The organism is Candidatus Liberibacter brunswickensis (genome assembly GCF_036858155.1).
GTDB lineage: Bacteria > Pseudomonadota > Alphaproteobacteria > Rhizobiales > Rhizobiaceae > Liberibacter > Liberibacter brunswickensis.
The window spans coordinates 13,641-26,740 of record NZ_JAAEJX010000006.1; the positions used below are offsets into that span (position 1 = coordinate 13,641).

Below are 13,100 nucleotides of genomic sequence, written 5' to 3' on the forward strand. Positions count from 1 at the left end.
TTTACCCCTTTATTCTATAACTAAAATACTTACTAGGTTTACTCAACATAACCATATGACGAAGATATTCCGCTATAGGACGAGCTGGAATACCACCATATTTTCCCTCTATAAGAATATCTTTAACGACCCCACTTTTAGCAGCAATTTGCACGTTATCAACTATTTTAATATGTCCTACAATACCACATTGCCCTGCTATCAATACGTTATCGCCAATATCAGTAGATCCAGCAATTCCAACTTGGCTAATAATAATACATCCAGAACCCACATGGACATTATGTCCGATTTGTACCTGATTATCAATCTTAGTATTTTCGCCAATTATAGTATCATCCATTGTCCCGCGATCAATTGCACTATTGGCACCAATTTCAACCTTATCCTGAATAATTACACGACCAACATGAACTATTTTATGTATATTCGAAACATCACGTGCGTATCCAAAACCATCATTCCCTATTCTTACACCAGAATGCAAAATAACACTATTACCAATTAAAGATGAATAAATACTAGAACCAGCACCAATACTACAATTTCGTCCGATCCTAACATTAGCACCTATAACAGCTCCTGGACCAACATATGTTCCACGCCCAATCTCAACACCAGAACATATTACAGCCATTGGAGAAATCACAACTTCATCTTCAAGCCTTACATCTTTTCCTAAAAATGCCTGTGGACTTATCCCTACAAAAGAAGATTCATCTTCCACCCTCATTGCATGTGGATATAAAACAGATCCAGCGATTGCAAAGGAAACTTCTGGATTATCTGACAACAAACAAAGTATATGCTTAGGGATAAATTGCTTAATATCTTCGCTACAAATTATTGCAGACGCATTGCATTCATCAATACCACTAAGAAACTTACTTGACTTAACATAAGAAATATCTCCTGGCAATGCACGCGCAACAGAAGAAATTGAAGAAACCATAATTTCACCTAAATTTTCATCTGAAAGCGATGCCCCGATTTTCACCGCCAAGTCCATCAAAGAGATCTCCTGATGAGATGAAAAAAAATTCAATCTATGCACTCAAAAAAAAACCTTTCATTTTCAAATCACTGATAAATTCATATAAAACGACTCCCGAGATGAAGACCAAACCTCATAACACTGTCATATGGTTGTTTGCGTAGCGGTATCCCATAATAAACACTTATTATGCCCAACGGAGAGTCCCATGATATTTCTGCACCAGTAGAAAAACGCAAGAAAGAATCATTTCCATTTATTCTGTTATTACCAATACCTTGATGAAAATGGTTTCCATAAAGAGTAGCAGAATCAACAAAAAAAGAACTCCGTAGACCAACCCGTGTAGGAATAAAAGGCATAGGAAAACTAACTGATGCACTAGCAGAAAAATAAACTTTACCTCCAATTGCAAATCCATTTACACGCGGACCTATTCCTCTATCTGCAAATCCCCTCAAATCATCATAATCTATCGAAAGCTGATCGAACATTTGTAAATTTTTATTAATAGGAATAATACATCCATATCCAAATTTCAAAGAACCGATAACATCGTAATTATCTGATAGGGTATAAAAAGACGAAGCTTTATATTTGATTCTATGGTACTTAGAATCTCCTCCAAAACCTGCATAATCATATAAAGATGCCATCAACACACCTTCACGTGGCATCATACGATTATCTAAAGTACTATACATAATACCTTGAGATATAGAATGACCCCTGAATTCTCTATGATTTAACAATGTTTTTTCTATATCAGAAATCTGTCCTATAGGATCACTATAATTTATAACCCTACGATCATAACCAAAAGTTGTCGATATTCTTTCAGTAACAGGAAAAGTAATATGTACAGAATCAGATCTATTCCCTATAGAAAGAGCATTTTCTATAAAACTGGATTTTTTAATATCAAACCCAGCAGACACACGACTACCTAAAAAATAAGGATTCTCAAAACTAAATACATAGTTTCTTAATTGAGAATTTCCCAAACCCAACGATATACGAGATTTATATCCACGCCCAAAGAAATTATTATCAGCAATATATCCTTCTATCCCTGCACCTTTTTTTACTTCATAATTACCTGATAAACCTAAAGAACCAGAACTTAACTGCTCTACTCTAACCCTCAAGACAACGCGATCAGGTACACTTGTTGATAATTTTAAAATATCAACTCTAGAAAAATAACCAGTTGCCATGATACGACGTTTAGCAGACTCAATCATAAAAGGACTAATTGGATCTCCTTCACTAAAATCAAGTTCACGACGAATTATAGAATCATGCGATTGATTATTCCCTTCGATTTCTATACGTTCTATATAGTGAGGAGAATCTTGCTCAACAATGTATTCAATATCCACTATTCTTTTTGCAAAATCTCGATTAATCCTCGAACTTGTGTGAACAAAAGATTTTCCCTTATAAAATAAATATTTTGCAATATTTTCAGTGGTTTCTTCAATCTTCCGTGGATCATAAAACTTACCAAATTTTGTTTTAATTAATGGAGAAATAATATTATTACTAAACGATTGCAAAGTAGATCGAATATCAACATTTCCAAATCTATAAATTCCGCCTTCATCAATATCAAAAATCAAATCATAACTATTCTTTTCTTTATCAAACAAAACCCTAGAAGATACCTTAACTGCTGCATACCCTCTATTGTAATAGAAATTTCTAATAGATTCCTCATCGAAACTTACTTGTTCTTTACTATAAACATCTGTACCACCAAAGGAAAGGTAACCAGATGTTCTAAGAGAGATAATTCTCTCCAATCTAACATTAGAATAACTTTTATTACCTACAAATCTAATTGAATTTATCTTTGTTTTGATACCCTCTTCGATAGCATAAGTCAAATTAAGCATCGTCGGGGAAATTGAATGACGATGTACATTTACTACAGCATTCAAATACCCTATAGATGCATATGCTTTCTTTATTATACGAACATCAGAATTAACATTATCTTCATCATATGCAGCAGAATCTCGAGAATATATTATTCTTCTTAACTGATCATCTTTTAAATTATTATTCCCATTTAAAAAAAAATGATTTATAATTTTTTTCTCTTTTAAATATATAACAAGAACGGAATTTTCTAACTTTATTTTTACGTCAGAAAAATAACCCATATCATAAACATTCCTTAAAGAAGAATCTAAGTCTTCTTTAGAAAAAGTTTTTCCTACAACTATAGGGATACGAGATAGAATAATCTGTTTATTTACATTCACAGCACCACGAATATCAATACGATTAACAACAGATGAATTTGATCCATGTACCACAGAAACGGTGATGCCAGTATAAAAAAGAACAAAAAATCCTAGTAAATACTTTGGAAAATATTGCCCAAATAACCTCTTAGCACTGAAAAAATCTTTTGTACCTTTCTGCACTTATTACTCCTAAATATCCATAGAATAATTCATTCTCTAGGTTTTTACCAGTTCATTAAATCATAAATATCATTTCTAATACCTAAAAAAAATAAAAATAAAATCATAAACATTCCAATTCTTGTAATAGCTCTTGAAGTAGAATCTTTAAGAGGCTTTCCCCTTATCATCTCAAGAAGAAAAATTATAAGATTGCCACCATCTAGAATAGGGATAGGAAATAAATTCATAAAACCTGTAGCCCAAGAAAAAATAGCCAAGAATCTTATATAAGAGGTAAAACCATTATCAGCAAAGTTTTTCGCAATCTTTGCTATACCTACTGGCCCAGATATTTGATTAGATCGCATATCACCGGAAAAAATATTAACTAATAGACTGAAAGCTTTCCTCGTAACTGAAATGACTTCATTTAATCCCTTTAACAAGGACTGCAAAACCGTTCTATTACGAAATCCCTTATCAGAACTAAAAAAAATTCCAATTGACGGAATTTTATGACTTACTCCAAACTTATCAATAAAAACTTTAATGTGAGGTGTTACCTTTACATTTAACATTCCAACATTTTCGCGACGTAATACAATATCCATCTCTCGCAACGAATTTCTGCTACTTATATAAGAAGAAATATCTTCAAATGATGATACAACCCTTCCATTGATGGATAATATCCGATCTCCAGACTTAATACCAGAAATAGCAGCAGGACTATCAGGAGAAACGTTAAACACAATAGGCTCTATTATAACCATTTTATAGAAAAAAAACGAAAAAAACAAAATAGCCATAACGTAATTTATAAAAGGGCCAGCCAATACAATTATAATTTTTTTCCAAGGTGGAGCACGAACAAAAGAACGCCGATCATTATCATCTTCTGAAAAAGCAACGTATCCACCTAAAGGAATGGGAGAAATCTTCCACCGAACACCAGAACTACTATTTATTCCAAAAATCTCTGGACCAAATCCAACAGAAAAAGATAGGACTCTTACATTACATAAACGTGCTGCTAAATAATGTCCAAATTCATGCATAACAACGATAATTGAAAAAGATATTATATATAATAAAAAATAATCTAATCCAAACATAATATATTCCTTATATCCTATCTCTTTAATCCATACTAATCATACTATTTTGTAAGAACGCTTGTACAATCCATGCCTATTTCTAAAAAAGAAATAACAGACATAAGCAAACAAGAAAAAATCAATCCATCAAACCTATCCATTACACCACCATGTCCTGGCAAAAACCAACCTGAATGTTTAACACCAAAACACCTTTTAACATAAGATTCAAAAAGATCTCCCAATTGACAAGATATAGATATCATCATGGAAAGTATAAGTGATAGTTGAAAACAATTAGGATAGAAAATAGAAAAAACAACCATGCCTACACTAACGGAAGATATAACTCCTCCAATAGATCCAGACCAAGTTTTACTAGGAGATATTTTAGAAGATATTTTAGGACCACCTATAAAACGTCCAATAAAGTATGCGAAAACATCAGTCGCCCATACTACAGACAAAATAAAAAGTACTATAAAAAGTCCTTTAGCGTTATCACCACGAAGATAAGTAAGCGATATTGATGGTAATACAGAGTATATAATTCCTAGAGAATGCCAAAAAATTCTATTTTTTCTAATTGAAATCACCCAATCTATAAAAGAATAAAGCATTAAAAGGAAAAAAGATATCTTTAAAAAACCCATAAATATCATAAAGCATATAATGAAAAAAGAAAAAAATCTCAGATTTTTTTCATAAAAGCTTAAAGATATTGAACCAGTAATATTGGTCCATTCGTAATAAATACACAAACCCATTACTATAGCCAAAAGACGAAACCACATGCCTCCTATCAAAGAAATTAGGATAAAACCACACGCAATCGTAAATCCAGTAATAATTCTCAATCTAAGCTCTTTTGACATTCAAATAAAAACTATCCCTTTTTAGACAAACCACCAAATCGTCTATCACGAAGATTATATTGATTTACTGCATAAAAAAACAATTCTCTAGAGAAATCAGGCCAATATTCTTTTAGAAAAATAAATTCAGAATAAGCTGCTTGCCAAAGCAAAAAATCAGACAAACGCTTTTCACCACCAGTACGAATAATGAGATCTGGATCAGGAACATCATACGTATCTAAATACTTGGCAATTAAAATACTATTTATATCATGAGAACTCACAACACCAGATTCTACATCACTTAAAATATTTTTTATGGCACGAGAAATCTCTTCTCGAGAACTATAATTAAACGCAATAAATAACTTTAGCCCTGTATTACACTTAGTTCTATCTTCAACATCTTGCAATAAACAAAAAACATCATCACTAAGACCTACACGACTTCCAATAACACGAACTCTTATATTATTTTCTTTAAAAACATCAAATCCTTTTTTAACAAAAACTTTAGTCAATTTGATCAATTCATCAATTTCTGAATTAGGCCTGCACCAATTATTGGCAGAAAAAGCAAAAATTGTAAGATTTTTAACACCTATCTCAGCAGCCGCAACTACTATCTCACTGCATACTTCCATACCTTTACGATGCCCAGCATAACGTGGAAGGCCGCGAGCTAACGCCCAACGCCCATTACCATCCATAATGATACCAATATGATCGGGAACTAATGAGGACGTCATACGAATAACCACCTAAAGAATCAGAATATTTCTAAAAAATTCAAAACCTCACAATCTCCTTTTTTTTCTCTTCAAAAAAAGAATCTATATTTTGTATTGCGCTATCTGTAATTTTCTGGATCTCATTTTCTAAAATCATTGCTTCATCTTCGCTGGTTTTTCCAGACTTTTTAGATTTCTTTAAATGATCCATACCATCACGACGGATATTTCGAACAGAAATTTTACTTTTTTCAGCATGATTCTGAGCCACCTTTACAAGCTCAAGACGCCTTTCTTCAGTTGTTTCGGGAATAGGCACCCTCATAATTTGACCTTCAACGATTGGATTTAAACCAAGATTAGATTCATGAATTCCACGCTCTACAGATGCAACCATTTCCTTATCCCAAACAGATACTACAAGCATACGAGGCTCTGATAATGTAACGTTAGCTACTTGGTTAAGAGGAAGATGTGAGCCATACGCCTCAACTTTTACTAAATCAAGCATAGAAGGAGAAACTCTCCCAGTACGCAAAGCCATAATATCTTTCTTCAAAAAAGAAATAGCATCATCCATACGATCTTTGATGTTTTTTAAATCAACTACTTGATTCATATTTACCTTCCAAACACATTACTAAAACAGACAAGAAGCTATCCCTCAGAAATAATAGTACTACTCTCCAATCCATATAAAACCTTTAGAATTCCCCCTTTACTATGAATAGAGAATACAATAATGGGGATAGAAAAATCACGAGCCAAAATAATAGACGAAAAATCCATAACTTTCAAATCTTTCTCAAGAAATTGATTGTACGTCAAACTATCAAAACGAGTAGAAGAAGAATTTACGTGAGGATCCGCAGAATATACGCCATCTACTTGTGTCCCCTTTAAAATTACATCAGCACCTATTTCGCTTGCCCTTAATGAAGCTGCTGAATCAGTCGTCAAACAAGAGTTACCAGTCCCTCCAGCAAATATAACTACCTTATTTTGAGAAAGATACGACATAGCATTTCTACATGAAAAAACCTCACAAATTTGAGGCATAAATATAGAAGACATAATAATAGTAGGCACTTTAGCTTTACGTAAAGCAAGATCCAAAGACAAAGCATTTATAACTGTTGACAACATACCCATAGAATCAAACGTAGATCGTTCATATAATTGATAATTTTCAGAAACAATTTTACTTCCTCTAAAGATATTACCTCCACCTATAACAACTCCAATTTCAATACCCTTCGAATGCACTTCCGCTATATCATTAGATATCCTATTAACAGAATCCATATCAATTCCAAAATCTGAATTCCCAGCAAGAGCCTCACCTGAAACTTTTAAAAGAATACGTTTATAAGGTAAATCAGACAATCACTTCTCTCTAACTAAAATTTAAAATAATAAAAACACAAAAGGTCATTTATTTTACCTATTAATCTTTTGCTTCTTCACCCATAATAAAATGCATCATACCAATAACCTTAATAGAAGCACCAACTGATTTCTCAGATGCTTTTAAAAAGTCTGATACAGTCATAGAAGTATCAACTACAAAATCTTGATGCGTAAGAACAATTTGCTTAAAGAAATTATTCATTTTTCCATCTACTATCCTTTCAACTATATTGCCAGATTTACCAGCATCAAGAGCCTGTGTCATGTAATGAGCTCGTTGCTTAGCAACAATAGCAGAATCAAGCATTTGCACAGAAATTACAGACGGACAAGCTAAAGCTATATGTAGTGCTATCTGATCTCCTATAGAACAAATAGCTTTCTTATCTTTTGCAGAAGACTGTAGAGCCACAAGAACACCAATCTTACCTAAATCATCAGAAGGAGAAGGGTGAACATAAGATGATATAACACCTCCTGGAGCACAAAGAACAGCAGCTCTCCTCAATTTAATGCACTCCCCAGTAATAGCAATAAAATTATTAATTTTATCCTCTACAGTAACTCCACTATGGTCGAATGGCTCTGCAAGAACATTACTTAAAGAACCATCTGTTGAAAGAGTAACCTTTGCAATCTTGGAAACAAGACTTTTAAAATCAGCGTTTTGTGCCAGACTATCAGTCTCAACATTGACCTCTACAATAGCTGATTTTTCAAAACCATCTCGAGCAATTCCTACAACACCCTCTAAAGGATTCCTATCTTCTCTTTTTTTAGCTGCTACTGCCCCTTTAGAATTTAAAATTTCAGTTGCCAACTTACTATCACCTTTAGCTTCCAGCAACGCATTCTTGCAATCCATAATTCCAGCACCAGTTTTATCACGCAACTGTTTTACAGCAATAGCATCTATTTTAATCATCAAAAATAATTCTCCTAATACATCAATCTACTAATTCAGGCACAACATAAACTTCTTTATTATTATCAAATTCTAAATCTTTAGATTCTTGTACATCTTCTTTTTCTAAATGTACTTCAGGATTATCTGAAGACTTAGTATCTCCACCCATATAACTATGTTGTCGAGCAATACCATCAATAGCAGCTGAAGCTACAAGATCGCAAAACAACGCAATAGATCTCGAAGAATCATCGTTCCCTGGGATAACATAATCTATCAAATCAGGATCGCTATTGGTATCGACTACCGCCACTATAGGTATACGTAAGCGACGAGCCTCTTTAATAGCAAGCTTCTCTCGATTTGTGTCTATTATAAACATCAAATCAGGCAATCCTCCCATATCACGAATACCATCTAAAGCCCTTTTTAGCTTGTCACGATGACGTTCAATATTCAAACGTTCTTTTTTGGTAAATCCATGGTTTTCTTTATTTAGGGTATCATCTAAATTTCTTAATGTCTGAATGGATTGAGAGACAGTCTTCCAATTGGTAATCATTCCACCCAACCACTTAGAATTTACACAATACTGTGCAGAACGTTTAGCAGCTTCCATAACACAATCAGAAGCCTGAGGCTTTGTAGCTACAAATAGAATACGACCACCTCGTGCTACAGTATCAGAAACAACTTGCAAAGCCTTATAAAGCATAGGCATTGTCTGAGAAAGGTCTATAATATGCGTGCCATTACGCTTACAAAAGATATAATTTCCCATCTTAGGATTCCATAAAAAATCCCTATGACCAAATTGTACTCCTGCCTCTAGTAATTGTTGTATAGTAAACTTTGGAATAGCCATAATAAAAAAATCCTTTGTTATCCGGTTTGTCCTCCGCAAAACGTGAATCAAGATGCCCAAACATCATGCCACCGGAAAAGTTGTCAACTAAGTTAACTACTTACTTTTGCGTGCGAAATATATAATACTTAATATGAGATACACTCGACTCAATATAAAATCAAGATAATCCCTTGACATTGTTATAAATTGCTTAATTTTTTTCTTAATATCGTAAACATGAAGATTTAAAAACCTTTTCTCTTTTCAGAAAGATAATAAAATGTTATGGTGTATATGGTATGCCTTTAGAAGATCAAGTTTAGCAAAATAAAAGCTAAGATAAATTCGTTAGAATCATGTGCTTTCAAGGGACATAAATTTATGAAAGAAAAATGTTCAGTTAAGTACGATGATAAAAATATTTTCATCAAAATCATACGCAATGAAATAAACGCATGTCGAGTATATGAAGACGAAATATTAATTGCTATAATGGATATTATGCCCCATAATCCTGGACATGTATTAGTTATTCCAAAATCTCGTATAATAGATATTTTTGAAGCTCCTACAAGTATTCTTTCACATATAATACTCGTTGTAAAAAAAATTGCGATAGCTTGCAAGAAATCATTGCAAGCAGATGGAATTCAGATTTTGCAATTCAATGGAAATTCTGCTGGACAAACAATTCCACATTTGCATTTTCATATCATTCCATGCAAAAAGGGAGACGGTATACTGCTCGGTAGTAACATGCACTCAGCACAAAAAACAGAAACTCTGGAAAATTTAGAGCTTAATGCAAAAAAGATTCGTAAAGAACTGCAAACTTCTCAAGAAACAGTGAGTGATAAAAATGACAAATGTTGTTGCTAAAAGGTACTTTCTTTTAATATTTTAAACCTTTATCTTAAATTTTTTGATACAACTTTTATTTCTTGATGGAGAATTTCCTATGAATAAAATTCACATTATTCAATTAGAGAATACAATAAATTCTTTCTTTGAAAATAGTAATTCTAAAAATCATTCAATCCCTAAAGATGTAAAAGATGCCGTCCAATCTACTTTGAATCTATTAGATAAAGGCATTATACGAGTTGCATCACTGAATAACGGTCACTGGACAACACATCAATGGATAAAAAAAACTATTTTGTTATCTTTCCAAATTAACTCTACAGAAATAATTTCTAACGGGAATGGATATTCGACATGGTGGGATAAAATACCTGGAAAATTTGAAAAATGGACACAACAAGATTTTGAAAAACATAACTTTCGTACAGTTCCCGGAACTATAGTTCGTCATTCCTCATATATAGCTCCTAGAACTGTATTGATGCCATCTTTTATTAATGTAGGTGCCTATATTGATGAAGGAAGCATGATAGATGCCTGGGCAACAATAGGATCCTGTGCTCAAATTGGGAAAAATGTCCATATTTCAGGAGGAGTTGGAATCGGTGGAGTACTTGAGCCAATTCAAGCAGGCCCAACTATTGTAGAAGACAACTGTTTCATTGGAGCTCGTTCCGAAATAGTAGAAGGATGTATAATTCGTGAAGGATCTGTTCTTGGAATGGGAGTGTTTATTGGAAAATCCACCAAAATTATAGACCGTAATACTGGGATAATTACTTATGGTGAAGTACCTCCATATTCTGTCGTTGTTCCAGGAAGTTATCAAGGGAAAAGTTTGAAAAAAAATATAGTGGAACCAAATATCTATTGCGCAGTTATCATTAAAAAAGTAGATGAGAAAACTAGATCTAAGACCAGTATAAATACATTATTACGAGATTATTAATAATATTTAACATTTTTGCATAATGTCCCAAAATTACCTGACATATCTCATAAAATTAATAGAATGCCCTTCGATAACTCCAAAAGATGAAGGAGCAATTTCCATATTAATAAATGCTTTAAAACCACTTGGTTTTGTTATTGAAGAAAAATATTTTCAAACAGAAAAAACTCAAGTAGTTAAAAATCTTTATGCTCGTTTTGGAACAAAAAAACCCCATTTAATGTTTGCTGGACATGTAGATGTTGTACCTCCTGGCAATTTGAATCATTGGAAACATTCGCCTTTTTCTGCCACCATTATAGAAAATAGAATATATGGACGCGGAACTGTTGATATGAAAGGCAGTATAGCTTGTTTTATAGCTGCTATTTCTCGTTTTATTACAAAACACAAAAATTTCGGATCTATTTCAATGTTACTTACCTCAGATGAAGAAGGACCTGCAATAAATGGAACAAGAAAGATGCTTTCATGGATCAAAAAAAAAGGAGAAAAGTGGGATGCATGTATAGTAGGAGAGCCAACATGCACAAACATATTAGGTGATACAATAAAAATAGGACGCCGAGGAAGCCTTTCAGGAGAAATCACAATTCATGGAAAACAAGGCCATGTAGCATATCCACATTTAACAGAGAATCCCATAAGAGGACTTATACCATTATTACATCAATTAACTAATATAAAATTCGATTCTGGCAATGATGCTTTTATCCCAACAAATTTAGAAGTAACAACAATAGACGTAGGAAACTACACGAAAAATTTAATCCCCGCACAAGTAAAAATATCTTTTAACGTACGCTTTAACAAGTTATGGAATGAAGAAACATTAAAAGAAGAAATTAAAATTCGTATAACAAAGGGAATCGAGAGTGTACCAAAACTATCTCATAGTGTACATTTTTTATCTCCTGTTTCTCCCGTTTTTTTAACAAATGATAAAAAACTAATATCTATATTAAGCAAAAGCATTTATAATGTTACAGAGAAAACCCCTATGCTCTCTACTTCTGGAGGAACATCTGATGCACGTTTTATAAAAAATTATTGTCCCGTAATCGAATTTGGACTTGTAGGAAAAACAATGCATGCTGTAGATGAAAACACATCTATCCAAGATCTTGAAGATTTAACATGCATATATGAAAAATTTTTGTATAACTGGTTTATAGATACCAATAAATAAAATTAAATTTTTTTATGCTAAAAGAGTAAAATTTCATTTTTATATTTCAATGATATATATAAAAAAACAGACCCAATCCTTTGATGTTTTTTTATTGTTCACGACGAAAATAATTTTTGAGATAGATACCTAAATATAAAAAGTATTTTACTTTATATCTTAGAATTTGACACACGATTTCTACGACCGCGTCCAAGACCCATATTCTTAGCAAGTTTAGAACGGGTAGTCGCATATTCCCTAGAAACCATTGGATAATCACTAGATAAATTCCATTTAATACGATACTCATCAGGAGTCATATTATGATGTGTCTTCAAATGACGTTTTAAAGACTTGAATTGCATTCCATCTTCTAAACAATACAGACAACCATCTTCTATAGATTTACGTATTGGAACGGCTGGTTTAAGCCTTTCAGGTTGCACACTATCTTGACAAGGAGAACTAGAAGTTATTCCCTTAAGAGCAGAGTGTACATCCGTAATAAGCCCCCCGATATCATCCATAGGAACAACATGGTTACCCACATATGCGGCAACTATATCAACAGTCAATTCAAGGAATTTATCAGAACTATCAAAAATAGTATCATCATCCATATATAAAGCTACCCCTCTATTTGTATGGCATATATCTTCTCTACGTATGACACAGCAAAACATGAATCAAGGAAGATACACACCCAGATTTAAATAAAAAGAAAAATAATTTTCATCTACAATTATGAATACTATCACATATCTTTTTAATTTAAAAAGTTATATCAATAAAATGCTTAACAATAACAAAATCTAAAAATACTTCTTATAATGATAAAAATAGAACTATTATT

At 32.7% G+C, this 13,100-nt stretch carries 13 protein-coding genes; 3 read left to right on the forward strand and 10 right to left on the reverse strand.

Annotated features, from left to right (window positions below; genetic code table 11):
* Window position 1: 1 nt before the first annotated feature.
* From lpxD to rpsB, 9 genes are all read right to left on the reverse strand, one after another.
* Window positions 2–1,054 (reverse strand): UDP-3-O-(3-hydroxymyristoyl)glucosamine N-acyltransferase, encoded by a 1,053-nt coding sequence (lpxD, locus tag GY664_RS02285; protein ID WP_408612121.1) that lies wholly within the window; start codon window positions 1,052–1,054, stop codon window positions 2–4.
* A gap of 38 nt (window positions 1,055–1,092) precedes the next feature.
* Window positions 1,093–3,429, reverse strand: coding sequence for an outer membrane protein assembly factor BamA (gene bamA, locus GY664_RS02290; RefSeq protein ID WP_333947841.1), 2,337 nt, complete (start codon window positions 3,427–3,429; stop codon window positions 1,093–1,095).
* A 44-nt stretch (window positions 3,430–3,473) separates the two neighbouring features.
* Window positions 3,474–4,526, reverse strand: a complete 1,053-nt coding sequence (gene rseP / locus GY664_RS02295; protein WP_333947842.1) for an RIP metalloprotease RseP — start codon at window positions 4,524–4,526, stop codon at window positions 3,474–3,476.
* Window positions 4,527–4,570: 44 nt separating this feature from the next.
* Window positions 4,571–5,383, reverse strand: a complete 813-nt coding sequence (locus GY664_RS02300) for a phosphatidate cytidylyltransferase (RefSeq protein ID WP_333947844.1) — start codon at window positions 5,381–5,383, stop codon at window positions 4,571–4,573.
* 11 nt (window positions 5,384–5,394) lie between these two features.
* On the reverse strand, window positions 5,395–6,114 hold the full coding sequence (uppS, locus tag GY664_RS02305; RefSeq protein ID WP_333947845.1) for a polyprenyl diphosphate synthase: 720 nt from the start codon (window positions 6,112–6,114) through the stop codon (window positions 5,395–5,397).
* A gap of 40 nt (window positions 6,115–6,154) precedes the next feature.
* Entirely contained in the window at window positions 6,155–6,715 is a 561-nt protein-coding gene (gene frr / locus GY664_RS02310) for a ribosome recycling factor (protein ID WP_333947846.1), read from the reverse strand.
* A 38-nt stretch (window positions 6,716–6,753) separates the two neighbouring features.
* The gene (gene pyrH / locus GY664_RS02315) at window positions 6,754–7,482 is read right to left on the reverse strand and encodes a UMP kinase (RefSeq protein ID WP_333947847.1); all 729 of its coding nucleotides are present in this window, start codon (window positions 7,480–7,482) and stop codon (window positions 6,754–6,756) included.
* A gap of 61 nt (window positions 7,483–7,543) precedes the next feature.
* Window positions 7,544–8,431 (reverse strand): translation elongation factor Ts, encoded by an 888-nt coding sequence (gene tsf / locus GY664_RS02320; RefSeq protein ID WP_333947848.1) that lies wholly within the window; start codon window positions 8,429–8,431, stop codon window positions 7,544–7,546.
* A 22-nt stretch (window positions 8,432–8,453) separates the two neighbouring features.
* Complete coding sequence (rpsB, locus tag GY664_RS02325; protein WP_333947849.1) at window positions 8,454–9,278, reverse strand: 30S ribosomal protein S2; 825 nt, start codon at window positions 9,276–9,278, stop codon at window positions 8,454–8,456.
* A 363-nt stretch (window positions 9,279–9,641) separates the two neighbouring features.
* Here rpsB and GY664_RS02330 point away from each other — a divergent pair, with 363 nt between their 5' ends.
* The 3 genes from GY664_RS02330 (at window position 9,642) to dapE (ending at window position 12,265) form a co-directional block, all read left to right on the forward strand.
* Window positions 9,642–10,139: an HIT family protein gene (locus GY664_RS02330; protein WP_333947850.1), complete on the forward strand. Its 498-nt coding sequence runs from the start codon at window positions 9,642–9,644 to the stop codon at window positions 10,137–10,139.
* A 79-nt stretch (window positions 10,140–10,218) separates the two neighbouring features.
* Window positions 10,219–11,073 (forward strand): 2,3,4,5-tetrahydropyridine-2,6-dicarboxylate N-succinyltransferase, encoded by an 855-nt coding sequence (gene dapD, locus GY664_RS02335; protein ID WP_333947851.1) that lies wholly within the window; start codon window positions 10,219–10,221, stop codon window positions 11,071–11,073.
* Window positions 11,074–11,092: 19 nt separating this feature from the next.
* Window positions 11,093–12,265: a succinyl-diaminopimelate desuccinylase gene (gene dapE / locus GY664_RS02340; protein ID WP_408612122.1), complete on the forward strand. Its 1,173-nt coding sequence runs from the start codon at window positions 11,093–11,095 to the stop codon at window positions 12,263–12,265.
* Between the two features lie 152 nt (window positions 12,266–12,417).
* Here the strand turns inward: dapE and GY664_RS02345 are convergent, their stop codons facing one another.
* Window positions 12,418–12,867, reverse strand: coding sequence for a MucR family transcriptional regulator (locus GY664_RS02345; protein WP_333947854.1), 450 nt, complete (start codon window positions 12,865–12,867; stop codon window positions 12,418–12,420).
* Window positions 12,868–13,100: the final 233 nt, after the last annotated feature.